The sequence below is a fragment of the Streptomyces sp. NPDC005803 genome, from assembly GCF_040630435.1.
Taxonomy (GTDB): Bacteria; Actinomycetota; Actinomycetes; order Streptomycetales; family Streptomycetaceae; genus Streptomyces.
The window spans coordinates 84,171-108,998 of record NZ_JBEXXO010000007.1 but is presented as its reverse complement, the minus strand read 5'-3'; the positions used below and the strand labels follow the sequence as shown (position 1 = coordinate 108,998).

The following is a 24,828-nucleotide window of genomic DNA, read 5'->3' as shown; positions in this document are numbered from 1 at the left end:
CGTCGGTGTTCCGGTGAGTGCGGCGGGAGGGTCAGCACCCTCCCGCGGGACGGCTCAGTTGAAGCCCGTCGGCAGGTACTGGTCGATGTTGTCCTTGGTGACCACGGCCGAGTACAGGGTGAGGTTGGTCGGGATCTCCAGCTCCGCGAGACCGGCCACCCCCTTGGCCTGGCCGAGCGCCCGGGCCAGGTCGATGGCCGAGGCCGCCATGGTCGGCGGGTAGAGGACGGTGGCCTTGAGCACGCTGTTGCCGGCCTTGATGGCGTCCATGGCGGACTTGGCCCCGGCTCCGCCGACCATCAGGAACTCGTCGCGGCCGGCCTGCTGGATGGCGCGGAGCGCGCCGACGCCCTGGTCGTCGTCGTGGTTCCACAGGGCGTCGAACTGCTTCTGCGCCTGGAGGAGCTGGGACATCTTCGCCTGGCCGGACTCGACGGTGAAGTCGGCCGCCTGACGGGCCACCAGCTCGATGTTGGAGTAGTTCTTCAGCGCGTCGGCGAAGCCCTGGCTGCGCTGCTTGGTGAGTTCCAGGTTGTCGATGCCGGCGAGCTCGACGACCTTGGCGTTCGGCTTGTCCTTGAGCTGCTCGCCGATGTACGTACCGGCGTTGAGGCCCATGCCGTAGTTGTCGCCGCCCACCCAGCAGCGGTAGGCCTGCGGCGAGGCGAAGACCCGGTCCAGGTTGATAACGGGGATGCCCGCCCGCATGGCCTCCAGGCCGACCTGGGTGAGCGCCTTGCCGTCGGCCGGGAGGATGACGAGGACGTCGACCTTCTTGTTGATGAGGGTCTTGACCTGGCCGATCTGGGCGGCGGTGTCGTTGGAGCCCTCGGTGGTCTCCAGGGTGACCTCGGAGTACTTCTTCGCCCGCGACCTGGCGTTCTCGTTGATGGCGTTGAGCCAGCCGTGGTCGGCCTGCGGTCCCGCGAAGCCGATGGTGACGGGCTTGCCCGGCTTGTCGTCCGCGGCGGGCGCGTTGCTCTGCGCGGCGGTGTTCTTCTCCTTGGGCTCGTTGCTGGTGCAGGCGGTCAGCAGGGCGCCCGCGGAGACGGCTGCGGTACCGAAGAGCAGTCCTCTGCGGCTGGTTTCTGGCATGGCTGTCAAACCCTTCATCCATTGCGGCGTGGGGATGCGGAACATGCGGGATCGAGCGGGAGGAGACGGGGGTCAGGTCTCTCCGTGGGCCGACGTCCGGCGCTGGACGAGGACGGCGGCGACGATGATCGCGCCCTTGGCGATCTGCTGGACATCGCTCTGCAGGTTGTTGAGCGCGAAGATGTTGGTGATCGTGGTGAAGACGAGGACACCCAGGACGGAGCCGACGATGGTGCCGCGGCCTCCGCTGAGCAGGGTGCCGCCGATGATCGCGGCGGCGATGGCGTCCAGCTCGTACAGATTGCCGTTGGTGTTCTGGCCGGAGCCGGACAGGATGATCAGCATGAAGGCGGCGATGCCGCAGCAGAGCCCGGACAGCAGGTAGAGGTACAGCCGCTGCCGGCGGACGTCGATGCCGGCCAGCCGTGCCGCTTCCGCGTTGCCGCCGACCGCGACCGTGCGCCGGCCGAACGTCGTACGGTTCAGCACCAGCCAGCCCACGACGGTGACCGCCGCGAACATCAGGACCAGCGGAGGTATGCCGAGGACGTACGCGTCCGGCAGGCCCAGGTCGAGGACCGAGTCGACGGTGACGATCTGGGTCTTGCCGTCGGTGATCTGGAGGGCGAGTCCGCGGGCGGAGGCGAGCATCGCCAGCGTCGCGATGAACGGCACCATCCGGCCGTACGCGATGAGCACCCCGTTGACGAGTCCGGCGCCGAGACCGACCAGGACGGCGGTGAAGAGGATTCCGGCGAAGCCGTACTCCTGGGTGGCGAGCGTCGTCGCCCAGACGGAGGCGAGGGCGACCATGGCGCCCACGGAGAGGTCGATGCCGCCGCTGGTGATGACGAAGGTCATGCCGACGGTGACGACGCCGATGACGGACGACTGGGTCAGGATGAGCTGGAGGTTCCCGGTGTCCAGGAAGGCGTCGGGTTCGGTGATCCCGCCGACGGCTATCAGTGCGGCGAGGACGCCGAGCAGAGAGAGGTTACGGACGTCCGCGCGCAGCCCGAAGGCGCGCGGGGATCCGTCCTTCTTCGGGGACGCGGGGGCGGACACGGGCGCGGCGCCCTTGTCCGGCCCGCTCTGCTGCGCCGATGAGACGGGGTGCGTCATGACGTCGGGCTCCCTTCCATCACGAGGTCGAGTACGCGGTGCTCGTCGAGCTCCCCGGCGTCCGCCGTATGGACGACGCGGCCCTCGCGCAGGACCAGCACCCGGTCGGCGAGGCCCAGGACTTCGGGCACTTCGCTGGAGACGAGCAGGACGGCGAGGCCTTCGTCGGCCAGCCGGCGGATCACGGCGTAGAGCTCGGCGCGGGCGCCGACGTCCACTCCGCGGGTCGGTTCGTCGAGCAGCAGCACCCGGCAGCCGCGCAGCAGCCAGCGGGCGAGAACCGCCTTCTGCTGGTTGCCGCCGGAGAGGGTGCGGACGGGGGTGTCCGGGTTGTCGGGGCGCAGGGAGAGTTCGCGGGTGGCGGCGCGGGCCGCTTTCCGCTCTGCCCCACGGTCGAGCCAACCGGCTTTGGAGAAGCGGGACATGGAGGAGACGGAGACGTTGCGGGTGACGGATTCGAGCATCAGCAGGGCCTGCGCCTTGCGCTCCTCGGGGGCGAGGCCGATGCCGGCGGCGACGGCGGCGCGGACGCTGCCGGACCGCAGCGGCCTGCCTGCGACCGTGACCTGTCCGGCGGTGGCCTTGCGGGCGCCGTAGATCGTCTCCAGGATCTCGGAGCGCCCCGAGCCGACGAGCCCGGCCAGGCCGACGATCTCGCCGGGGCGGAGCTCCAGGTCGACGGGGGCGAACTCGCCCTTTCTGGTGAGCCCTCGGACCGTGAGGACCGGGGCGGTTCGGCCGTCCTCGGGGGCCGCGACGGGCCTGGGCGGGAAGACGTACTCGACGTTGCGGCCGGTCATCAGGGCGACGATGTCGCGGGTCGGCGTGGACTCGGCGGGGAGTCCGACGGCGACCGCCCGGCCGTCCTTGAGCACGGTCACCCGGTCGCCGATCCGGCGGATCTCCTCCAGGCGGTGCGAGATGTAAACGACGGCGACCCCGTCGGCGGTCAGGGAGGCGACGATCCGGAAAAGGTTGTCGACCTCGTCGGGGTCGAGGGCGGCGGACGGTTCGTCCATCACGATGAGACGTACGTCGTGGGAGAGCGCCCGGGCCATCGACACGATCTGCTGCTGGGCCGCGGAGAGTTCACCGACCGCCCGGGCGGGGTCGATCTCGGGGTGGCCGAGCCGTTTCAGGAGGGCGGCGGCCGCGGTGCGGCCCTCGCGGGTGCGGACGATGAAGCCGGCACTGGTGGGCTCGTGGCCCAGGAAGACGTTCTCGGCGACCGACAGGCCCTCGACCAGGTCGAGTTCCTGGTAGATGGTGGCGATGCCGAGGCGCATCGCGCTGATCGGCGACTTGAGCACGGCGGGCACGCCGCACCAGGTGATCTCGCCGTCGTCGGGCTGGTGGGCCCCGGCGAGCACCTTGATGAGCGTGGACTTGCCGGCGCCGTTCTGGCCGAGGAGGCAGTGGACTTCGCCGGCCTGGACCTCCAGGTCCACGCCGTCGAGGGCGCGCACACCGGGGAAGGACTTGGTGATGCCGGACATGGTGAGCAGCGGTGGTTCTGGAGCCATGACGAATCCCCTCGGCGGGTGGGGTGTCCCCTGCTCGGGCGAAGGCGGGAGCAGGAGGAAGGGCCGGTGAGCGGGCAGGGCGCGGTGCTGTCCCGGGGTGTCCCCCGGACCCCGGCCTGGAGCGCGGGGCGGTTCCTTGGCCGCCGGCGGGCCTGGGGCGCGGGCCGGCGGGCCCTGGTACGGGCCGGTGGGCCCTGGTGCGGGCCGGTGGAGGTCGGACAGGTGACGGGTCGGGCGGGTACGGGGTCAGGCGGGTGAGAAGAGGTGGTCGCTGATGAGCCTGGCCGCGCCGATGACTCCGGCCGCGGGTCCGAGCTCGCCGAGCACGATGGGGAGGTTTCCGGTGGCCAGCGGCAGGGACTGCCGGTAGACCTGGGTCCGGACGCTGGCCAGCAGCGTGTGGCCCAGTCCGGTCACCCCGCCGCCGATCACCACCAGACCGGGGTTGAAGAAGCTGACGAGTCCGGCGATGACCTGTCCGACCCGGTTGCCGCCTTCGCGGATCAGGTCGAGCGAGGTGGCGTCGCCGGCGGCCGCGGCGGCCGCGACGTCGGCGGCGGTGAGTTTCCCGGACGCCTCCAGCCGGGCCGCCAGCTCCGGGGACTGGCCGGCGCGTGCCGCGTCCTCGGCGTCACGGGCCAGCGCGGCGCCGCTGAAGTGTGCTTCCAGGCAGCCCCGGTTGCCGCAGGCGCAGGGGCGGCCGTCGGGTTCGACCTGGATGTGGCCGATGTCGCCGGCGCTGCCCGTCGTCCCGCGGTGGACCTCTCCGCCGACGACGATGCCGCAGCCGATGCCGGTACCGATCTTGACGCAGAGGAAGTCGCCCACGGAGCGGGCGACGCCCGCGTGCTGCTCCCCCATCGCCATCAGGTTCACGTCGTTGTCGACCATGACGGGGCAGCCCAGTTCCTGGCTGAGCGCCTCGCGGACCGGGAAGCCGTCCCAGCCGGGCATGATCGGCGGTGCGACCGGGATGCCTTCGGGGAAGCGGACCGGTCCCGGTACGCCGATGCCCGCGCCGTCGAACCCTTCGGCGAGCCCGGAGGCCCGGAGCTTGGCCGCCATGGACAGCACCTGCTCGAAGATGGCGACGGGGCCTTCGCGTACGTCCATGGGGTGGTTGAGGTGGCCCAGGACCTCCAACTCGGCGTTGGTGACCGCCACATCGACCGATGTGGCGCCGATGTCGACGCCGAGGAAGCGCAGTGCCGGGGCGAGCCGGATGTTGTGCGAGCGACGCCCGCCGCGGGATGCGGCGAGTCCGTCGGCCACGACAAGGCCGGTCTCCAGCAGTCGGTCCACCTCGACGGCGAGCTTGGAGCGGGAGAGATCGACCTGATCCCCCAGCTGTGCCCGTGAGTTGGGCCCGCCGTCGCGCAACAGCCGGAGCAGTCGCGCCTGATGCGCATTCGCGGGTCGTGCCGTCATTCGTCTCACGCGCCCCTCCCCGCCACATCGGCCTGTCCGTCGGGCTTTGGAGGGGAACGTAGCAGCGGTTGCCGGGAGTGGGAAGAAGTTGCGCAGGAATCCACCACAACTTTCTCCATCCTGAGGACAAAGGGGGGTCGCGGGGTGGGTGACGGGACCGGCGCGACCGGCCGCGGGCACGCAGAAGCCCCCGACCACCGGCGGCCGTGAGCGGCCGGCGTTCGGGGGCGCGGTCCGCGCGGGGTCAGCCCTCTTCGCGCTGGTGGTAGGTCTGGCGGGTGTGCTCCGTGTGGGCCCGCATGATCGCCGTGGCCTGCTGCTCGTCGCGCGAGGAGATCGCGGCGATCAGGGAGCGGTGCTCGGTCCAGGAGCGCGTGCCGCGCTGCCGGGCGACCGGGGTGTAGTACCAGCGGACCCGGCGGTCCACCTGTCCGGCCAGTTCGGAGAGGACGACGTTGCCGGCCAGCTCCATCACCTTGGCGTGGAAGGCGGCGTTGGTCGCCACCGCCAGGTCCACGTCGTCGTCGGCGACGGCCTGTTCCCCCCTGGCGCAGAGCTCCTCCAGGGCGGCGATGCCCGCCGTGCCGGAGTTGGCGGCGGCCAGCCGGGCGGCCTCCGCCTCCAGGAGCGTACGGACCGAGAGCAGCTGGTCCGCCTCCTCCTCCGTGGGTTCATGGACGAACGCCCCCTGGGCGGGCCGGAGATCGACCCAGCCCTCGGTGTTGAGCCGCTGCAACGCCTCACGCACCGGCTGCCGGGACACGCCGAGGTGCCCGGCCAGCTCACTCTCCACCAGATGCTGGCCGGGGCGGAGCGCCCGGGTGGTGATGAGTTCGAGCAGCGCCTCGTAGACGCGCTCGCGCAGCGGACCGGGCCTTTCGAGCTTCGGTACGGCCCCCTGCGGCAGTCCTGTGGACAACATCGCGGTCCCCCTCCGGGCGACGAGCAATTGCTTATCGTCTACAGTCTACCGAGTGCAACGCCCCTCAGGGGCAGCGGATCACCTGTCCCGCATAACTCAGGTTCCCCCCGAAGCCGAAGAGCAGGGCCGGAGCGCCGGTGGCGACCTCGCCCCGCTCCACCAGCTTGGACAGGGCCATCGGGATCGAGGCCGCTGACGTGTTGCCGGAATCCACCACATCACGGGCGATGACCGCGTTGACCGCGCCGATCTTCCGGGCGACGGGCTCGATGATCCGCAGATTGGCCTGGTGCAGCACCACCGCGCCGAGGTCCTCGGGGGTGACCCCCGCCTTCTCGCACACCTTGCGCGCGATGGGCGGCAGCTGCGTGGTGGCCCAGCGGTAGACGGACTGCCCTTCCTGGGCGAAGCGCGGCGGCGTCCCCTCGATCCGGACCACGTCACCCATCTCCGGCACGGAACCCCACAGGACGGGCCCGATGCCGGGGCGGCCGTCCGCTCCGGAGTCCGCCACCACGACCGCGGCGCCGGCGCCGTCCCCCATCAGCACACAGCTGGAGCGGTCGGTCCAGTCGACGATGTCCCCCATCTTGTCGGCGCCGATCACGAGCGCCCGTGTGGCGGCGCCCGCCCGGACGGCGTGGTCTGCCGTGGCGAGGGCGTGGGTGAAACCGGAGCAGACCACGTTGATGTCCATCACGGCGGGCGAGGACATACCGAGGCGCGCGGCGACCCGGGCCGACATGCTCGGCGAGCGGTCGATCGCGGTGGAGGTGGCGACCAGGACCAGGTCGATGTCGGCCGGCTGCAGACCGGCGGCGGCCAGGGCCTTGGCCGCCGCGTGCGAGGCCAGTTCGTCCACCGGCTCGTCGGGGCCGCCGAGGTGCCGGGTCTTGATGCCGACACGGCTGGTGATCCACTCGTCGCTGGTGTCGACCATGGCCGCCAGATCGTGGTTGGTGAGCACCTTGGCGGGCTGATAGTGGCCGAGCGCCACGACACGTGAGCCGGTCATGTTCAGGTTCCCCTCGCTACATATGGCAGGAACCATCCAGTCTTGGTCGCTACCGCCCGGTACAGGGGCACGTGATCCCACAGGATTACCGGCCGGGGGTTGGAGGCTTGACAACAGCCTTGACCGAGTCGAACGCATACTGTAGACAATATTCTGTCTACGTGACAGCGTCTCCCGCTCCTCCCTCCCGCACGTCTCCCGCCGCTTCCCCGCTCCCGCCTCGCTCGGTCAGCTACCGAACGGAGAGCCCCGTGAAAGTCGCAGTTGTCGGTGCCGGCGCGATCGGCGCCTATGTCGGGGCCGCGCTCCACCGCGCCGGCGCCGACGTCCATCTCATCGCCCGCGGGCCCCACCTGGCGGCCATGCGCCGTGACGGCGTACGTGTCCTCAGCCCCCGCGGGGACTTCACCGCACGCCCCTCGGCCACCGGCGATCCCTCGGAGGTCGGGCCCGTCGACTTCGTCTTCCTCGGGCTCAAGGCGCACGCGTACGCGGCCTCGGGGCCGCTGGTCCACCCGCTGCTGCACGACCGCACGGCGGTCGTCGCCGCACAGAACGGCATCCCGTGGTGGTACTTCCACGGCCTCCCGGGCCCGCACGCCGGGCGCCGCATCAACAGCGTCGACCCGGCCGGGGCGGTCAGCTCCGTACTGCCGCCCGAGCGCGCCATCGGCTGCGTCGTCTACGCGGCCACGGAGATCGAGGCGCCCGGTGTCGTCCGCCATCTCGAAGGCACCCGGTTCTCCATCGGTGAGCCCGACCGGACCCTGTCACGGCGCTGCCACGCGTTCAGCGAGGCCATGGTCGCGGGCGGGCTCAAGTGCCCCGTCGAGGCGGACCTGCGCAAGGACATCTGGATCAAGCTGATCGGCAACATCTCGTTCAACCCGATCAGCGCGCTGGCCAGGGCCACCATGGGTGAGATCTGCCGTCACCCCGACACCCGCGCGCTCGTGGAGTCGATGATGCGCGAGGCCCTCGGCGTGGCGGCCGCGCTCGGCTGCCGGCCCGGGATCTCCGTGGAACGGCGTATCGCGGGCGCCGAGCGCGTCGGCGACCACAAGACCTCCACCCTCCAGGACCTGGAGAAGGGCAAGCCCCTCGAACTGGACGTGCTGCTCGCGGCCGTCGTCGAACTGGCCGCCCTGGCCGGGGCGCCCGTCCCCACCCTGCGCGCCGTCCACGCGCTCGCCGACCTCCTCGCCTCCACCTCCACGGCCGCCACGGCCTCAGCAGGGAGCGCACCATGACCGACCACCGCAAGCGGCGGGAACGCAAGCAGTACGAGCGGCTGACGCACCCGCTCGTCCGGGACGCGGACGGCGTGCTGCGACGGGCGAGCTGGGACGAGGCGCTGGACCGCGCGGCCGCCGGGTTCCGGCAGACGCGTCAGGCGTACGGCCCCGACGCCTTCGCGATGCTGTCCTGCGCACGCGCCACGAACGAGATGAACTACGTGGCGCAGAAGTTCACCCGGGTGGTGATGGGCACCAACAACGTGGACTCCTGCAACCGCACCTGCCACGCACCCAGCGTCGCCGGGCTCTCCGCGGCCTTCGGTTCGGGGGGCGGCACCTCCTCCTACGAAGAGGTCGAGCACACCGATCTGATCGTGATGTGGGGCTCCAACGCCCGGTTCGCCCACCCGATCTTCTTCCAGCACGTCCTGAAGGGCCTCCGCAACGGCGCGCGCCTGCACGCCGTCGACCCGCGCCGCACCTCGACCGCCCAGTGGGCGGAGAGCTGGCTCGGCCTGAACGTCGGCACGGACATCCCCCTCGCCCACGCCATCGGCCGCGAGATCATCCACGCCGGTCTGGTCAACGAGGCGTTCGTGGCCCGCGCGACGACGGGCTTCGAGGAGTATGCGGCGCTCGTCGAACCGTGGACGCTCTCGGCGGCCGAGCAGGTGACCGGAGTGCCGGCCGAGGCGATCCGCGCACTGGCCCACGCCTACGCCACCGCCGAACGGGCCCAGCTGTGCTGGACGCTGGGCATCACCGAGCACCACAACGGCACCGACAACGTCCGCGCGCTGATCAACCTGTCGATGCTCACCGGGCACGTCGGCCGGTACGGCTCCGGCGTCCAGCCCCTGCGCGGGCAGAACAACGTGCAGGGCGGCGGCGACATGGGCGCCATCCCCAACAAGCTGCCCGGCTTCCAGGACATCCTCGACCCGGCAGCGCGGCAGAAGTTCGAGCGGACCTGGAACACCGTCATCCAGCCCCGGTACGGCAAGACGCTCACCGAGATGTTCGCGTCCATGGAGAGCGGCGAGCTGCGCGCGGTGTACTGCGTCGGCGAGAACCCGGCCCAGTCCGAGGCCGACAGCGAGCAGGCCGTGCGGCGGTTGCGGGCCCTGGACCACCTGGTCGTCCAGGACATCTTCCTGACGAGGACCGCCGAACTCGCGGACGTCGTCCTGCCCGCCACGGCCGCCTGGGCCGAGACGGACGGCACGACGACCAACAGCGAGCGCCGGGTCCAACGCGTACGTGCGGCGCTGGTCCCGCCGGGCGAGGCACGGGAGGACATCGACATCATCTGCGCCCTGGCCGGCCGCCTCGGCCACGCCTGGAAGTTTACCGACGCCGAGACGGTCTGGAACGAGCTGCGCTCGCTCTCGCCCGACCACTTCGGGATGACGTATGACCGGCTGGAGCAGCACCAGGGCCTCCAGTGGCCCTGCCCCGACACGGAGAGGCTCCCGTCGAGCTTCCTGCACGCCCGGCTCTGGGAGACCGATCCGGTGCGCCGCGGCCCGGCGGCCCCCTTCGGGCTCGTCCGGCACGATCCTCCGGTCGACCTCACCGACGAGGTCTACCCGCTGCGCCTGACGACGGGACGCCGCCTCGACTCGTACAACACCGGTGTGCAGAGCGGCAGTTACGCTTCACCGCTGCGGCGCGGCGAGTACATCGAGCTCTGCCCGGAGGACGCGGCCTCCTACGGCGTCACCACCGGAGAACAGGTGCGGGTGTCGTCCCGGCGGGGCACCGTCACCGCGCCGGTGTGGATCGACCCCGGGCTGCGGCCGGGGCTCGCCTTCATGACGATGCACTTCCCGGACGAGGTCGACACCAATGCCCTGACGATCGAGGCGAACTGCCCGATCGCCGGTACCGCCGAGTTCAAGGCGTCCGCCGTCCGGATCGAGAAGCTGGTGCCCGCATGGACCTGAAATTCACCGACGTGCTCGCGACGGACGCCGAACGGGAGGCGGTGGACGGTCTGCTGGGACCACCCCCGTCGGGCTGGGAGGGCGGCACGACCCGCAGCGGGACGGACCTGCGGTGGGCGCGGGGCGGCGCCTCGGCCGCGAAGGACCGGCGTGATCAGCTCCTGCCCGCCCTGCACGCGGTCAACGACCGGATCGGCTGGATCAGCGAGGGCGCGCTCGGCTACATCTGCCGCCGGCTGACGGTGGCGCCGGCGGAGGCGTACGGCGTCGCGACGTTCTACGCGATGTTCTCGGTGCGCCCGCGCCCGGCGAAGGTCCTCCACGTCTGCACGGACCTGGCCTGCGCGGCCCGTGGCTCGGCCGAGGTCCGCGCGGGCCTGGCGGCGGGCCTGGGGCCCGCAGGCACGCCCGCGGAAGGCACGGTCTGGCAGGAGAGCCCCTGTCTGGGCCTGTGCGAACGGGCCCCGGCGGCGCTGCTGATCCAGGCGGGCCAGCCGCCGGTTCCCGCCCGTCCGGCGGGCGAGGACCCGGCGCCCGGGTCCGGAACCCCCGCCTCCGGCAAGGAGCGCGGAGCGGAACGGCCCCCCGCGTCCGCCCCCCACCGCACCGCCGTCATCGCCCCCGCCACCCCGGCCGCCCTCGCCGCGGCGGCCCGCTCCCCCGAGGCGTCCGCCGCCGAGCCCCCGCCCGAGGCCGCCGTCCCCCAGGCCGGCGACCCGGACCTCGTCCTCCTCAAACGCGTCGGCACCACGGACCCCGCCTCCCTCGACGACTACCGGGCGAACGGCGGCTACCAGGCGCTGCGCCGCGCCTTCGGCCTCGGCCCCGCGGGCGTCATCCGCGAAGTGCTGGACTCCGGGCTCGTCGGGCGGGGCGGCGCCGCCTTCCCCACCGGGCGCAAGTGGGAGGCCACGGCCCGGCAGCCCGACACCCCGCACTACCTCGTCTGCAACGCGGACGAGAGCGAGCCGGGCACCTTCAAGGACCGGGTGCTGATGGAGGGCGACCCGTACGCCCTGGTCGAGGCGATGACCGTGGCCGGTTACGCCATCGGCGCCCGCAAGGGGTTCGTCTATCTGCGCGGCGAGTACCCACGGGCCCACGCACGGCTGAGCCACGCCCTGACCACGGCCCGCGCCCGCGGCCTGCTCGGCCCGGACATCCTCGGCCAGGGGTACGCCTTCGACATCGAGATCCGGCGCGGCGCGGGCGCGTACATCTGCGGCGAGGAGACCGCGATCTTCAACTCGATCGAGGGGCAGCGCGGCGAACCGCGGTCCAAGCCCCCCTTCCCCGTGGAGAAGGGCCTCTTCGGCAAGCCGACGGTCGTCAACAACGTCGAGACGCTGGTCAACGTCCTGCCGGTACTGGAGCACGGCGCCGCCGCCTACGCGGCCTCCGGCACCGGCACGTCCACCGGCACCAAGCTGTTCTGCGTGTCGGGGCAGGTGACCGCGCCCGGTGTCTACGAGCTGCCGTTCGGCGCGAGCCTGCGCGAACTGCTGGAGCTCGCCGGCCCGCCCCGGGATCTGCGCGCCGTGCTGCTCGGCGGCGCGGCGGGCGGCTTCGTGCGCCCCGACGAGTTGAACATCCCGCTCACCTTCGAGGGCACACGGGCCGCCGGCGCGACGCTCGGTTCGGGCGTGGTGCTGGTCCTCGGCGGTTCGGCCGAGCTGCCCCGCGTCCTCCTGCGGATCGCCGAGTTCTTCCGTGACGAGTCGTGCGGGCAGTGCGTGCCGTGCCGGGTCGGGACCGTGCGGCAGGAGGAGGCCCTGCACCGGATCAAGGACCGTACGGGTGCCGCGGCCGCCGACGACATCGCCCTGCTGCGCGAGGTGGGGCAGGCCATGCGCGAGGCGTCGATCTGCGGCCTGGGACAGACCGCGTGGAATGCCGTCGAGTCCGCCATCGACCGTCTGGGGGTCTATACATGACCGCTGTTCCGCTGCGACCGCCGCGCCGGCTGATCGCGTTCACGCTCGACGGCCAGGAGACCCGCGTCCCCGAGGGTTCGACGCTCCTGGACGCCTGCCGGGCCGCGGGCAAGGACATCCCGACCCTGTGCCAGGGCGACACGCTCACCCCGAAGAACGCCTGCCGGGTCTGTGTCGTCGAGGTGGCGGGGGCCCGTACCCTCGCCCCGGCGTGTTCCCGCCGGGCGGAGGCGGGCATGACGGTGCTCACCGACAGCGAGCGGGCCCGGCACAGCCGCAAGGTGGTGCTGGAGCTGCTCGCCTCGTCCACCGATCTCTCGACGACGCCGCGGGCCGCCGAATGGATCAAGGAGTACGAGGCGAAACCCGGCCGCTTCGGAGCCGGCGCGGCCCGCCTCAACGAGGAGCCGAAGGTCGACAACGACCTCTACGTCCGGGACTACGACAAGTGCATCCAGTGCTACAAGTGCGTCGACGCGTGCGGCGAGCAGTGGCAGAACACGTTCGCGATCGCGGTCGCGGGCCGGGGTTTCGACGCCCGCGTCTCGACCGAGCACGGGGTTGCGCTCACCGACTCGGCGTGCGTCTACTGCGGCAACTGCATCGAGGTGTGCCCGACCGGGGCGCTCTCGTTCAAATCGGAGTTCGACATGCGGGCGGCCGGAACCTGGGACGAGTCCGCCCAGACGCGGACCACCACCGTCTGCGCGTACTGCGGCGTCGGCTGCAACGTCACGCTCCATGTGCAGGACAATGAGATCGTCAAGGTCACCTCGCCGCACGACAACCCGGTGACCCACGGCAACCTCTGCATCAAAGGCCGTTTCGGCTTCCAACACGTACAGAATCGGGTCTGACTGCCATGGGACGGGTCACCGAGCGCCGCCGCACCATCCGTATCCGGGACGGGGCCGTCTCCACCCGCCCGGACACCCTCGTCGCCGAGGAGCCCCTGGAGATCCGGCTGAACGGCAAGCCGCTCGCCATCACGATGCGCACCCCCGGCGACGACTTCGCGCTGGCGGCCGGCTTCCTGGTGAGCGAGGGCGTGATCGGTGAGGGCTCCGAGGTGCAGTCGATCGTCTACTGCGCCGGGGCGACGGCCGACGGGGTGAACACGTACAACGTGGTGGACGTGCGGCTCGCGCCGGGCGTCGTGGTCCCCGACATCACGCTGGAGCGCAACGTCTACACGACGTCCTCCTGCGGGCTGTGCGGCAAGGCCAGCCTGGACGCGGTGCGCACGACGACCCGGCACCCGGTCGCCGACGCTCCCCCGGTCCGGGTCGAACCCGGGCTGCTGGCCGCCCTCCCCGACCGGTTGCGCGCCTCGCAGCGGGTCTTCGACCGGACCGGGGGGCTGCACGCGGCGGCGCTGTTCTCCGAGACGGGCGAGCTGATCGACGTCCGGGAGGACGTCGGCCGGCACAACGCGGTCGACAAGCTGGTCGGCCGGGCCCTGACCGACGGCCGGCTGCCGCTGTCCCGGGCGATCCTGCTGGTCTCGGGACGGGCCTCGTTCGAGCTCGCCCAGAAGGCGGTGATGGCAGGCATCCCGATGCTGGCGGCCGTCTCGGCGCCGTCGTCCCTCGCGGTCGACCTGGCGGCCGAGACCGGTCTGACCCTGGTCGGCTTCCTGCGGGGGCCGTCCATGAACGTGTACGCGGGCGAGCACCGCATCGCCCTGGAGGCGACGGCACTCCAGGGCTGAGGGCCCGTGGAGTCGTCCCGTGGAGGAAGGAGCGGGCTGGGGTGCCTGCGGTCGCCGGGCGCCGGGGCGTCCTCGTAGCGGAGCTGCCAGGGCCTTCCGACGGCGCGACGAGCGTGCGCGCCCCACCCCGCGACGCCGCGGGACGACTCCGCACAGGCCCTGGGCGCCCGGCCCGCTGCACGGGTCACGGGTCCGGCCGGCGGGGAGCGCCCCCTGCGCCGGCCGGCCCCGGCCTCTCAGCCCACCACCGCGGTCTCCCGCACCACCGCTCCGTCCGGGGCCGGCTCCTGGGGGCCGCGGGCGCGCCTCTTCGCTATCACCGCGCACACCATGAGCTGCATCTGGTGGAAGAGCATCAACGGCAGCACGGCGAGGCTCGCCTGCGCCCCGAACAGGACGCTGGCCATCGGCAGTCCCGAGGCGAGGCTCTTCTTGGATCCGGCGAACTGGATGGCGATGCGGTCCTCGCGGCCGAAACCGAGCCGCTTCGCCCCGTACCAGCTCACCGAGAGCATCACGGCGAGCAGCACCGCCTCGACGGCGAGCAGCGCGCCCAGCCGCACCGGGGTGACCTGGTGCCAGATGCCCGCCACCATGCCCTCGCTGAACGCGGTGTAGACGACCAGGAGGATCGAGCCCCGGTCGACATAGCCCAGGACCTTCTTGTGCCGGGCGAGGAAGCCGCCGACCCAGCGGCGCAGCAGCTGCCCCGCGACGAACGGAAGCAGCAGCTGGACGCCGATCTTCAGCAGGGCGCCGGCGGAGAAGCCGCCGCCGCTGTTCCCGAGCAGCGCCGCCGCGAGGAGCGGGGTGAGGAAGATGCCGGCGATCGAGGAGAAGGAGCCCGCGCAGATCGCCGCGGGCACGTTGCCCCGGGCGATCGACGTGAAGGCGATCGACGACTGGATGGTCGAGGGGACGAGACACAGGAACAGGAGGCCGCTCTGCAGCGGGGGCGTCAGTACGTACGGCACCAGCCCTCCGCTCGCCAGGCCCAGCAGCGGGAAGGCGACGAACGTGCAGGCCAGGACGGTGAGGTGGAGCCGCCAGTGTCTGAGTCCTTCGAGGGCCTGCGCGGTGGACAGCCGTGCGCCGTAGAGGAAGAACAGGAACGCGACCGCCCCCGTGGAGGCACCGCCCGCCACGTCGGCCGCGGTGCAGGAGGCCGGCAGCAGAGCCGCGAGTACGACGGTGCCGATCAACGCCAGGACGTACGGGTCGATCGGCAGCCAGGACGGCAGCTGCGGGGTGCGGCGGCTCATGTGCTCCACATGTCTCTCGGTCAGGTCGTGCCCTCCCCATCCTGCTCGTGATCACCGGCATCGGGAATCCCGCATACCGCTCTGACTGTCATCACGGTTCGCGATAACGTGGTGCCATGTACGACCCCGCGCAGCTGCGCACCTTCCTCGCCGTCGCCCAGACGCTCAGTTTCACGGCGGCCGCCCGGCGCCTCGGGGTGCGCCAGTCCACGGTGAGCCAGCACGTGCGGCGGCTGGAGGACGCGACCGGGCGTCAGCTGTTCACCCGGGACACGCACCGCGTCGACCTCACCGTGGACGGCGAGGCGATGCTGGGCTTCGCGCGGACGATCCTGGAGGCCCACGAACGGGCGTCGGCGTTCTTCACCGGCACCCGGCTGCGCGGCCGGCTCCGCTTCGGGGCGTCGGAGGACTTCGTGCTGACCCGGCTGCCGGAGATCCTCCAGTCCTTCCGCCGCGACCATCCGGAGGTCGAGCTGGAGCTGACCGTGGAGCTGTCGGGGACGCTGCACCAGCGGCTGGCGGCGGGCCGTCTCGACCTGGTGCTCGCCAAACGGCGGACCGGGGACACCCACGGGGAGCTCGTCTGGCAGGACGCGCTGGTCTGGATCGGGGCGCCGAAGCTGCGGATCGATCCGGACCGGCCGGTGCCGCTGATCCTCTTCCCGCCGCCGGGCATCACCCGGGCCCGCGCGCTGGAGGTCCTGGAGGAGCAGGGCCGCTCGTGGCGGGTCGCGTGCACGAGCGGCAGTCTCAGCGGGCTGATCGCGGCCGCGCACGCGGGGCTCGGCGTGATGGCGCACAGCCGCGGTCTGGTCCCGCCCGGACTGGCCCCGGTGGCGGCCAGGGCGGGGTTGCCGGAGCTCGGCGACGTGGACTTCGTCCTGCTGCACGGCCGGCGCCGGGGAGGTGCGCAGCAGGCCGCGGAGGCGCTGGCCGCGGCGATCCTGGCGGGCGGGGACCGGCTGATCCGTCCTGGCGGCGGCATGGGTGCGATCAGTACGCGGGGCCGCGCATGACGGGGCGCCGGGAGGGGGAGTATGCAAGGGACGCGGCCGGCACCGCCAGGGCGGCCGGCCCGGCGCGGCCGGCACACGCGGTCCGATCGCCCATGTCCGTACGCGACCGCGTGATCGCGGCGTACAGATTCGGTGGAGATTCCCGCGCGAGCCACTTACCCCGTGGTCAGAAGCGCGCCCGGGCCTTGCCCATCTGGCCGGATATCACCACCCGCCCCGTGCAGACAGCACCTGGTACGTACCACTCATGGCTCTCCCGCGGCGGCGTCCGGTGGGGTAGCGTCACGGCGCTGTGCGGAGCGCCACAAGGAGCAGGTCATTGCGTGAGTTCACTGTCCCACCCATGGCGGCCGCGCCCCACGTAGGCGGGCTCGCCGATGTCGTGTTCGACTACGCCGAGGAGGATCCGCGCCGGGTCGCGCTCGGCCGGAAAGACGCGGACGGACGCTGGCGGGACGTCACTGCGGCGACGTTCCGCGACGAGGTGCTGGCGCTGGCCAAGGGACTGATCGCGCACGGCGTACGGTTCGGCGACCGGGTCGCCCTGATGTCGCGCACCCGCTACGAGTGGACCCTCTTCGACTTCGCCCTGTGGGCCGTGGGCGCGCAGTCCGTGCCGGTCTATCCGACGTCGTCCGCCGAGCAGGTCCTGTGGATGCTGCACGACGCCGAGGTGTCGGCGGTCATGGTCGAGCACGAGGACCACGCGATGACGGTCGCCTCGGTGATCGACCGGCTCCCGCAGCTGAAGCGGCTGTGGCAGCTGGACGCCGACGCGGTGGCCGAGCTGCTCGAGGCCGGGGCCCACATCGAGGACGAGGTCGTGCACCGGCACCGCCGCGCGGTGACGCCCGATTCGGTCGCGACCGTCATCTACACGTCGGGCACGACGGGGCGTCCGAAGGGCTGTGTAATCACGCACGCCAACTTCATGTTCGAGACGGAGACGATGGCCTCCCGCTGGGAGTCGGTCTTCCACTCCAAACCGGGCGACGAGGCGGCGACCCTGCTCTTCCTTCCGCTGGCCCACGTCTTCGGGCGGATGGTGGAGGTCACGGCGATCCGCGGCCGGGTGAAGCTGGGCCACCAGCCGGAGCTGTCCGCGAAGGCGCTGATGCCGGACCTGGTGTCGTTCCGTCCCACGTTCATCCTGGCGGTGCCCTACATCTTCGAGAAGGTCTTCAACGGCGCCCGGCGCAAGGCCGAGGCGGAGGGCAGGATCGGTCCGTTCGACAAGGCCGTCGACGTGGCGGTGAAGTTCGCGGAGGCAATGGAGGCGCGGGCGTTCGGCACCGGCCCGGGGCCGTCCGCCGGGCTGCGGGTACAGCACCAGTTCTTCGACAAGGTCGTGTACAAGAAGGTGCGCGAGGCGATGGGCGGCCGCATCCGGCACGCCATGTCGGGCGGCTCGGGCATGGAGCGGCAGCTCGGGCTGTTCTTCGCGGGTGCGGGCGTCACCGTGTACGAGGGGTACGGGCTGACCGAGACGACGGCCGCGGCAACCGCCAACCCCCCGGAGCGCACCCGTTACGGCACGGTGGGACAGCCGATCCCCGGCACCAGCGTCCACATCGCGGCGGACGGCGAGGTGTGGGTGTACGGCCCCAACGTGTTCGGCGGGTACCTGGGCGCACCGAAGGCCACCGACGCGGTGCTCAACGACGGCTGGCTCGCCACCGGCGACCTGGGGGCGCTCGACGAGGACGGCTATCTGACGATCACCGGGCGCAAGAAGGAGATCCTGGTGACGTCCGGCGGCAAGAGCGTCTCACCGGCCGGCCTGGAGGAGCGGGTGCGGGCGCACCCGCTGGTGGCGCAGTGCATCGTGGTCGGCAACGACCGACCGTACATCGCGGCGCTGGTCACCGTCGACCAGGAGTCCGTGGAGCACTGGCTCGCGATGCAGGGGCGGCAGGCGCTGTCCCCGGGGGAACTGGTGCGGGACCCGGATCTGGAGATGGAGATCCGGCGCGCGGTGGTGGCCGCGAACACGGCGGTCTCCCAGGCCGAGTCGATCCGTACGTTCCGCATCCTGGCCCACCAGTTCACCGAGGAGCACGGCCTGCTGACGCCGTCGCTGAAACTGAAGCGCAAGGCGATCGAGACGGCGTACGCGTCCGAGGTGGACGCCCTCTACCGCTGACGGCCTTCCGTCGACACGCTCGGCGGAGCGGCTCTGGTCCACGGGCCCGGCCGGCCGGCTTCCCTCACAGGATGCGACCGGCTTTCGTGCACGGGCGTCCGTCAACGGGAACGCTCGCGTCCGGGCGCGACCCGGCGCACGTGTCCTGCGGCGGTACGCCCGGCGAGTACGCCACGGGAGTGGCGATCCGTGAAAACGGCGCGCGGACGGGAATGTGCGGGCCGTCTTGATCGTTGTGCCAGGGAGTCCCACCACCCACAACGTTAGGATCGACCGCTCGTGAGCCAGGTCCCCTCCCTCACCCTCAACAACGGCGTCGAGATGCCGCAGCTCGGTTTCGGAGTCTGGCAGGTGCCGGACGACGAGGCCACGGCCGCGGTCGCCACGGCCATCGAGTCCGGGTACCGCAGCATCGACACCGCCGCGATCTACCAGAACGAGGCGGGCACGGGCAAGGCGATCGCGGCCTCCGGTGTCGCCCGCGAAGAGCTCTTCGTCACCACGAAGCTGTGGAACACCGAGCAGGGTTACGACGCGACGCTGCGCGCCTTCGACGCCTCCCTCGACAAGCTGGGCCTCGACTACGTCGACCTGTACCTGATCCACTGGCCGGTGCCGGCCAAGGACGCGTACGTCGACACGTACCGGGCGTTCGAGAAGATCTACGCCGACGGCCGCGCGAAGGCCATCGGTGTCTCGAACTTCCTCCCCGAGCACCTGGAGCGCCTGCTGGGCGAGACGTCCGTGGTGCCGGCCGTCAACCAGATCGAGCTGCACCCCCAGCTCCAGCAGGCCGAGTCGCGCGCCCTGCACGCCCGGCACGGCATCGCGACCGAGGCCTGGTCCCCCCTCGGCTCGGGCAAGGGGCTCCTGGAGGTCCCGGCGGTCGTCGCGGTCGCGAGGAAGCACGGCCGCACACCCGCCCAGGCGGTGCTGCGCTGGCACCTTCAGACGGGCAACGTGGTGATCCCGAAGTCCGTGACGCCGTCGCGGATCGCGGAGAACATCGACGTGTTCGGCTTCGAGCTCGACGCCGACGACCTGGCCGCGTTCGCGGCGCTGGACGAGGGCAAGCGGCTCGGCCCGAACCCGGGCGAGTTCAACGCCGGCGCCTGAGGCCCGGCGTACCGCCGCTGATCACCTGACCGCCGCCCGGCCCCGAGCCGGGCGGCGGTTTCGTCGTGCGGGCCGCCGCGCGTCCGGGGCGCCGGGGGCAGCAGCTCTCGACCACGCCCCCGACCGCTCCCCCGCCCACGCCCACGCCCACGCCCACGCTCAGGCTCAGGCGCGGCGGCCCAGGTGGACCGTGCGGGCCATCAGCAGGTAGGTGTCGGGGCGCCGGCGCAGTCCGGCCGGGTCCTCGGGGTCGAGCAGCCGGTCGAGCGTCGCGAGGTCCTCGGCGCCGAGCCGGTCGCCCAGCCCGTCGCGGCGGCGGCTGAATTCGGCGATGACGTGGTCGCGTGCCACGTCATCGAGTGGTGCGGGCAGGTCGAGCAGGAAGCTGCGGGTGCCCTGCGGGGTGAGGCCCACCGCGGTGAACAGGGCGGCCCAGTCCTCGTTCTCCCGCTGGGTGCCGGGCAGGCCCGCACGCATGTCCTCGAAGGCCTCGGCGTGCGCCGCCTCCATCCTCGCCTCCAGACCGGGCCTGCCGAATCCGAGGTCGCGCGGGAGCTGGCGCGGCTGCAGCCCGCCCTCGACGAGCGCGACGGTGCCGCCGGGGTTCAGCAGCGCGGCGAAACCGGCCAGCACGGCACGCTGGTCACCCATGTGGTGCAGCGCGTTGCCGGCCCAGACCAAGTCAGCCTGGCCCAACTCCGCGAGATCGGCCTCGACGTCGGCGTGCCGGGTGGTGACCCGGTCTCCGAGACCGAGTCGCCGCGCGCGGTCGCGGGTGCGCTCCAGCAGGGCCGGGGTGCCGTCGACCGCGACGACCTCCGCCTCGGGGAACGCCTCGGCGAGCAGGCAGGAGATCACGCCCGGGCCGCTGCCGATGTCCAGGACCCGGCGCACCTTCGGGGCGTCGGGCAGACCGGCGATCCAGCGGGCCGCCTTCGTGTACTGGTCGCTGCTGAGTTCGGCGTTCCGCTCCAGCAGCGGGCCCATGACGTCCCAGTCGAAGTCGGCGGGCTCGTGGTGCTGCCCGTGCGCGCCGCCGTGCCCGTGGTGGCCGTCGTGGTGGCCGTCGTGGTGGTGACCGTGACCGGTGTGGTTGCTCATGGGAGCAGCCTCACCACGCCCCGGCCCCCGGCGCAAACTTTGTTGCCGTTACGGCAATCCGCCGCCCTTTGCCGTAAACGGACCCCGGCCGGGCACGGACCGGGGGGGGCGGACCTGGCCGGGGTCGGACCTGGCGGGGTTGGACCTGGCGGGGTCGGACCTGGCGGGGTCGGACCTAGCGCGTCCCACGTCCGGCCGGTGCGCGGCCCCGGTGCGTCACCCGGCCGGTCGGCGGCGGAAGGCCAGGAGGCGGTATTCCGGTTCGGCGCGGGGGCGGTCGGGTCCGGGCAGTGCGGTCAGGGCCCGCGCGATCCGTTCGGCCGCCTCCCCCGGCAGGACCAGGCGCGACGCGTAATAGCCGCGCCGCACACCATGTGCGGCGCTCAGCGGGGTCCGCCCCTGCCCGTGGCCGCGGAACACGGCGCTGCCCACCACGTCGAGGCCGGACGCGGCCCCGTACTCGATGATCCGCTCCGTACCGTCGGACGGACTCGGCGACAGGTACGGGGCGAACACCTCGTCGATGTCGCTGCCGACATCGTGTGCCGCGTCCTTGTCGACCGTGGTCACGAACACGCCGCCGGGCGGCAGCACCCGCGCCGCCTGCGCCACCACCGCCCGCGCAGCGCCCTCCTCGCGCAGCAGGTGCAGCAGCCAGACGGCCGTCACCGCGTCGACCGCCGCCTCGCGCACGGGCAGCCGGCGGGCGTCGGCGAGCATCACCGCGGCGACGCGCTGCCGGGCCACGCGGGCCATGCCGTGGGCGGCGTCGGTTCCGGACACGCACAGACCGGGTCGGCCGGCGGCGATGCGCTCGGTGACCAGCCCCGTACCGCAGCCGATGTCCAGCAGCGTGCGGGCGCCGGGCGGCACCAGGCCGAGCACCGCACGGGCGGCCGCCTCCGCCCGGGGCACGCCTCCGCGCGTGGCGTCGTAGACGGCGGCCTCTTCGTCGTAGTCCAGCATCCGGCCGACTGTACGACACGGTCCACGGCCGCATGGCACAGAAGTGACACCTGTATTGCCGGTGCGTCGGGGGCGACCATAACGCGCGTGTATGGAGCCGGAGTTACGGCATCTGCAACGCGCGTGTATGGAGCCGGAGTTACGGCATCTGCGAACCGTACGTGTCATTGCCGAGACCGGAAGCCTCACCAAGGCGGCCGCCGCTCTCGGGCTCGCCCAGCCTGCTCCGAGCGCGCAGCCGCGACGGATCGAGAAGGCGCTCGGCGGTCCGTTGTTCGCCCGGGCCCACAGGGGTGCGCGGCCGACGTTCCTGGGCGAACTGGTACTGGAGGGGCCCGGATGGTGCTGCCGACCGTCGGCGAACTCCAGGAGGAGGCGGTGCGGTTCACCAACGCGTGGGGGGCCGTGGAGCGGTTCCGGCTGGGCGGCACGCACGGCCCGCTGCTGGGCGGGCTCGTCGACCGCGGTCGGGCTGTGCCGTGCGACGTTCCCGCCGACGCCGGGCGTGGTGACGCGGCCGATGACCGGATCACCGCTCAGCCGGCGCCATCTCCTGGCCGGCATCCCCGCTCCGGCCGCCACGGCGGCGGCCGGAGCGGTGAACGGACACACCCGGGTGGCGTACACCCAGGCGGTGGAGCGCAGCGACAGCTACCCGCGCCGGCTCGCCGCGCACCCCCGCTTCGGCGCCGCGTCCTGACGGCCGCCGGCGCCGGCTACCGCGCTCCGTGTCCCGGGGCGACGGCCTCGACCCTGGCTGCCAGGGCCAGGTCCTTCTCGGTGACCTTTCCACCGGCGTCGTGCGAGTTCACCGAGAGCGCGACGGTGTTGTAGCCGAGGGTGAGATCGGAGTGGTGGTTCAGCTCGTCCTGGATCCGGGCGACGTGCACGGTGAGGCTGGTGGCGGCGAAGTGGGACGGAAGCCGGTAGGTGCGGGCGATCCGGTCCCCCTCCAGCGTCCAGCCCGGCAGTTCGCTCAGCCGGTCCTCGATCTCGTCCTGGGGCAGCGGTGCGGCGGGCATGCGGTGGCTCCCTCGCTCGTTGTGGTTCGTTACCTTGAGTGATCCTGCCAGGCGATGCGCCTTTCCCGGGGCGTCGACCCGGTGGATCTCGTGAACCGGTCACCAGGGGACGGGTGGCCGGTGCGGCGGCGGATCGCCCACCGGGTCAACCTGCTCGCCAACGAGGTCGACCAACGTCTCGGATGCCAGACCGATGACCAGTACCTGGCCGCTGTCGCCGCCCAGGTCACCGGAGGCGGTATCCAGCTGTCCTCCGACATGGGCCCGTGCCACTCGTGCCGGGCGGTGCTCAGGTTGTTCCTGCAGCACTTCCCCCTGGTCAACTGCACGGTCACCTACCGCAAGACGAACGGGAGGGGCGAGCCCGTCGCGGCGCTCACGCCGGCCGGCGGCCGGCTGTGCGGTGCGTACGGGTACGAGGACGCCCCGGAGGTAAACGGCTTGTGGTGCACGGTGCTTGCCTGACGGCGCCGGGCCCGGCGGCCCGACCGCTGACGGCAGATGTCGCGCGGCTGGATCCTCCGGGTGGTGCTGGCCTCCCCACCGGGCGGAGATCAACTGCCAGGATCGACGGGGAAGCGGTGCGCCCCGGACCGCCAGGGCCTTGCCGGTCGACGCAGCCGGTGACGTTACGGTCTGGGTATGACAACTGTCGCGCCTGACACGGGGGTAGGGCCGCTGCTGCGCAGCTGGCGGGAGCGTCGTCGGATCAGCCAGCTGGAGCTGGCGCTGCGGGCCGACTCCTCGGCCCGGCACATCTCCTTCATCGAAACGGGCCGCTCCCGCCCCAGCGAGGAAATGGTCCTGCGGCTGGCCGGCCACCTGGACGTGCCCGTGCGGGAACGCAACGCCCTGCTGGTGGTCGCCGGTTACGCCCCCCGCTACACGGAGACCGCGCTCGACGACCCCGCGATGGGCGCGCTGCGTGACGGTCTGGACCGGCTGCTCCAGGGGTACGACCCGTATCCCGCGTTCGTCGTCGACGGCCTGTACACCGTGGTGGCCGCCAATCAGGGGATGACCCGGATGCTGGACGGGGTGGCGGACCATCTGCTCACCCCGCCGTTGAACGCGATGCGGCTCACCCTGCACCCGCAGGGACTGGCCCCGAGGATCGGCAACCTGCGGGAGTGGCGGGCGGACCTGCTGGCGCAGATGGAGCGTCAGATCGCCCTGGTCCGTTCGGCGGAGCTGCGCGCGCTGTACGAGGAGGTGGCTGGCTATCCCGTGCCCGCGGACCCGGACGGCGACGGCGACTGGGCCCGGCCTTCCTCCTCCGTGCCCTTCGCGCTGCCCCTGCTGATCGAGCACGACGGGCATCCGCTCTCCTTCGTCGCGTCCATCGCCACGTTCAACACCCCGATGGACGTGACGGTCGCGGAACTGGCCATCGAGACGCTGCTGCCCGCCGACGCGGCCACCGGCGCGTACCTGCGGTCGCTCATCCGCTGACGACGGGCCGGGCCCATGGGGCGTCCGCCCTGGCCAGGACGTACGTGACCAGGCACAGCGCGGCGAGGATCGCCACGGCCAGGACGAGGGGCAGGACCGGATGCCCGTGCAGTACGGCGACGGCACCGGCCAGGGCACCCGCCAGCATGGCGGCGGCCGAGAGGGTCCGCCGGCCGGCTCTGCTGCCGCCGCCCCCGGCGATCCGGCCGTCGGAGGCGATGCCGGTGATGGTCAAGGTGAGCACGGTCGTCTTGAGGTCGGGGACGGCCAGCGCGCGCGCCACCGCGTTCTGCGCGCCGAGACCCAGGGCGAGCAGCACGACGAGGGTGAAGCGCACACCTCCGTGGTACGGGCTGCCCGAGACGAGGGTGACGACGAGGGCGGCCAGGACACACCCCGTTTCGAGCAGCAGGGCGCGCAGCAGGGTGCGGCCACGATGGGTGTGGGAGTGGTGGACGATCACTCCGCCGAACAGCGCCCCCAGCACGAACCCGCCGAGGGCGACCAGCGAGGCGGCCAGGGAGAATCCGGGGGCTCCCGCGAAGGCGAAACCGGCGAACACCACATTGCCGGTCATGTTCGCCACGAAGACCCGGCCGAGTTCCAGATAGCTGACGGCGTCGACGAGTCCGGTGACGACGGTCAGGGCGAGCATCAGCGGCGGCAGCGGTCCGTGCCGGTCGTTCATGTCCGGTACGAGGGTGGTCCATGCCTCTCGCAGCACGACGGGCGTGGGCACGGGCGCGCTCCGATCACGAGGTGGGTGATCAGGATGGTGCCGACCTGCTCGGGCGGATCACCCCGGCCGATGCG

General features: G+C 72.1%; 21 protein-coding genes and 1 pseudogene. 11 read left to right on the top strand and 11 right to left on the bottom strand.

Features of this window, described 5'->3' with window-relative positions; translation table 11 throughout:
- Positions 1 to 54: 54 nt before the first annotated feature.
- From ABZ454_RS12480 to ABZ454_RS12455, 6 genes are all read right to left on the bottom strand, one after another.
- Positions 55 to 1,095 carry a substrate-binding domain-containing protein gene (locus tag ABZ454_RS12480; RefSeq protein WP_356322256.1) on the bottom strand — a complete coding sequence of 347 codons (1,041 nt, stop codon included), beginning with the start codon at positions 1,093 to 1,095 and terminating at the stop codon, positions 55 to 57.
- 72 nt (positions 1,096 to 1,167) lie between these two features.
- Complete coding sequence (locus ABZ454_RS12475) at positions 1,168 to 2,217, bottom strand: ABC transporter permease (protein ID WP_359537597.1); 1,050 nt, start codon at positions 2,215 to 2,217, stop codon at positions 1,168 to 1,170.
- The gene (locus ABZ454_RS12470) at positions 2,214 to 3,740 is read right to left on the bottom strand and encodes a sugar ABC transporter ATP-binding protein (RefSeq protein WP_359537596.1); all 1,527 of its coding nucleotides are present in this window, start codon (positions 3,738 to 3,740) and stop codon (positions 2,214 to 2,216) included. The genes ABZ454_RS12475 and ABZ454_RS12470 overlap by 4 nt, the downstream gene beginning before the upstream one ends.
- Before the next feature lie 246 nt (positions 3,741 to 3,986).
- Positions 3,987 to 5,168, bottom strand: coding sequence for an ROK family transcriptional regulator (locus tag ABZ454_RS12465; RefSeq protein ID WP_356322259.1), 1,182 nt, complete (start codon positions 5,166 to 5,168; stop codon positions 3,987 to 3,989).
- 244 nt (positions 5,169 to 5,412) lie between these two features.
- Complete coding sequence (locus tag ABZ454_RS12460) at positions 5,413 to 6,090, bottom strand: GntR family transcriptional regulator (RefSeq protein ID WP_356322260.1); 678 nt, start codon at positions 6,088 to 6,090, stop codon at positions 5,413 to 5,415.
- A 64-nt stretch (positions 6,091 to 6,154) separates the two neighbouring features.
- Positions 6,155 to 7,105 carry a beta-ketoacyl-ACP synthase III gene (locus ABZ454_RS12455; protein WP_356322261.1) on the bottom strand — a complete coding sequence of 317 codons (951 nt, stop codon included), beginning with the start codon at positions 7,103 to 7,105 and terminating at the stop codon, positions 6,155 to 6,157.
- 251 nt (positions 7,106 to 7,356) lie between these two features.
- On the opposite strand from ABZ454_RS12455, the gene ABZ454_RS12450 reads away from it, so the two are divergent.
- From ABZ454_RS12450 to fdhD, 5 genes are read left to right on the top strand one after another with little or no spacing between them, the layout of a single operon-like run.
- The gene (locus ABZ454_RS12450; RefSeq protein ID WP_356322262.1) at positions 7,357 to 8,355 is read left to right on the top strand and encodes a 2-dehydropantoate 2-reductase; all 999 of its coding nucleotides are present in this window, start codon (positions 7,357 to 7,359) and stop codon (positions 8,353 to 8,355) included.
- Positions 8,352 to 10,289 carry a molybdopterin-dependent oxidoreductase gene (locus ABZ454_RS12445; RefSeq protein ID WP_359537593.1) on the top strand — a complete coding sequence of 646 codons (1,938 nt, stop codon included), beginning with the start codon at positions 8,352 to 8,354 and terminating at the stop codon, positions 10,287 to 10,289. The genes ABZ454_RS12450 and ABZ454_RS12445 overlap by 4 nt, the downstream gene beginning before the upstream one ends.
- Positions 10,280 to 12,223 (top strand): NAD(P)H-dependent oxidoreductase subunit E, encoded by a 1,944-nt coding sequence (locus ABZ454_RS12440; RefSeq protein ID WP_359537591.1) that lies wholly within the window; start codon positions 10,280 to 10,282, stop codon positions 12,221 to 12,223. Before ABZ454_RS12445 ends, ABZ454_RS12440 begins: the two co-directional genes overlap by 10 nt.
- Positions 12,220 to 13,080, top strand: coding sequence for a 2Fe-2S iron-sulfur cluster-binding protein (locus tag ABZ454_RS12435; RefSeq protein WP_356322265.1), 861 nt, complete (start codon positions 12,220 to 12,222; stop codon positions 13,078 to 13,080). The genes ABZ454_RS12440 and ABZ454_RS12435 overlap by 4 nt, the downstream gene beginning before the upstream one ends.
- Positions 13,081 to 13,085: 5 nt before the next feature.
- The gene (gene fdhD, locus ABZ454_RS12430) at positions 13,086 to 13,934 is read left to right on the top strand and encodes a formate dehydrogenase accessory sulfurtransferase FdhD (protein ID WP_359537589.1); all 849 of its coding nucleotides are present in this window, start codon (positions 13,086 to 13,088) and stop codon (positions 13,932 to 13,934) included.
- A 236-nt stretch (positions 13,935 to 14,170) separates the two neighbouring features.
- On the opposite strand, the gene ABZ454_RS12425 is transcribed toward fdhD, so the two are convergent.
- Entirely contained in the window at positions 14,171 to 15,196 is a 1,026-nt protein-coding gene (locus ABZ454_RS12425) for a bile acid:sodium symporter family protein (protein ID WP_359537587.1), read from the bottom strand.
- Positions 15,197 to 15,312: 116 nt separating this feature from the next.
- Here ABZ454_RS12425 and ABZ454_RS12420 point away from each other — a divergent pair, with 116 nt between their 5' ends.
- The 3 genes from ABZ454_RS12420 to ABZ454_RS12410 all read left to right on the top strand — a co-directional run bounded on the left by ABZ454_RS12420 (position 15,313) and on the right by ABZ454_RS12410 (position 19,474).
- Positions 15,313 to 16,215, top strand: a complete 903-nt coding sequence (locus tag ABZ454_RS12420; protein ID WP_359537585.1) for a LysR substrate-binding domain-containing protein — start codon at positions 15,313 to 15,315, stop codon at positions 16,213 to 16,215.
- A gap of 343 nt (positions 16,216 to 16,558) precedes the next feature.
- The gene (locus ABZ454_RS12415) at positions 16,559 to 18,358 is read left to right on the top strand and encodes an AMP-binding protein (RefSeq protein WP_356322276.1); all 1,800 of its coding nucleotides are present in this window, start codon (positions 16,559 to 16,561) and stop codon (positions 18,356 to 18,358) included.
- Positions 18,359 to 18,637: 279 nt separating this feature from the next.
- Complete coding sequence (locus ABZ454_RS12410) at positions 18,638 to 19,474, top strand: aldo/keto reductase (RefSeq protein WP_356322269.1); 837 nt, start codon at positions 18,638 to 18,640, stop codon at positions 19,472 to 19,474.
- Between the two features lie 165 nt (positions 19,475 to 19,639).
- Here ABZ454_RS12410 and ABZ454_RS12405 read toward each other — a convergent pair whose 3' ends face one another.
- Both ABZ454_RS12405 and ABZ454_RS12400 read right to left on the bottom strand, forming a co-directional pair.
- Positions 19,640 to 20,575 (bottom strand): class I SAM-dependent methyltransferase, encoded by a 936-nt coding sequence (locus tag ABZ454_RS12405; RefSeq protein WP_359537583.1) that lies wholly within the window; start codon positions 20,573 to 20,575, stop codon positions 19,640 to 19,642.
- Between the two features lie 216 nt (positions 20,576 to 20,791).
- Positions 20,792 to 21,541 carry a methyltransferase domain-containing protein gene (locus ABZ454_RS12400; RefSeq protein ID WP_359537581.1) on the bottom strand — a complete coding sequence of 250 codons (750 nt, stop codon included), beginning with the start codon at positions 21,539 to 21,541 and terminating at the stop codon, positions 20,792 to 20,794.
- Positions 21,542 to 21,668: 127 nt separating this feature from the next.
- Here ABZ454_RS12400 and ABZ454_RS12395 point away from each other — a divergent pair.
- A pseudogene (locus ABZ454_RS12395) lies at positions 21,669 to 22,241 on the top strand (LysR family transcriptional regulator).
- A 16-nt stretch (positions 22,242 to 22,257) separates the two neighbouring features.
- Here ABZ454_RS12395 and ABZ454_RS12390 read toward each other — a convergent pair.
- Entirely contained in the window at positions 22,258 to 22,563 is a 306-nt protein-coding gene (locus ABZ454_RS12390) for a 4a-hydroxytetrahydrobiopterin dehydratase (protein ID WP_356322272.1), read from the bottom strand.
- Positions 22,564 to 22,617: 54 nt separating this feature from the next.
- Between ABZ454_RS12390 and ABZ454_RS12385 the strand changes: the two genes are divergently transcribed.
- Positions 22,618 to 23,028, top strand: a complete 411-nt coding sequence (locus tag ABZ454_RS12385; RefSeq protein WP_359537579.1) for a hypothetical protein — start codon at positions 22,618 to 22,620, stop codon at positions 23,026 to 23,028.
- Positions 23,029 to 23,205: 177 nt separating this feature from the next.
- On the top strand, positions 23,206 to 24,015 hold the full coding sequence (locus tag ABZ454_RS12380) for a helix-turn-helix transcriptional regulator (RefSeq protein ID WP_356322273.1): 810 nt from the start codon (positions 23,206 to 23,208) through the stop codon (positions 24,013 to 24,015).
- Here ABZ454_RS12380 and ABZ454_RS12375 read toward each other — a convergent pair.
- Positions 24,005 to 24,703, bottom strand: coding sequence for a YoaK family protein (locus ABZ454_RS12375; RefSeq protein WP_356322277.1), 699 nt, complete (start codon positions 24,701 to 24,703; stop codon positions 24,005 to 24,007). The genes ABZ454_RS12380 and ABZ454_RS12375 overlap by 11 nt on opposite strands.
- Positions 24,704 to 24,828 lie beyond the last annotated feature (125 nt).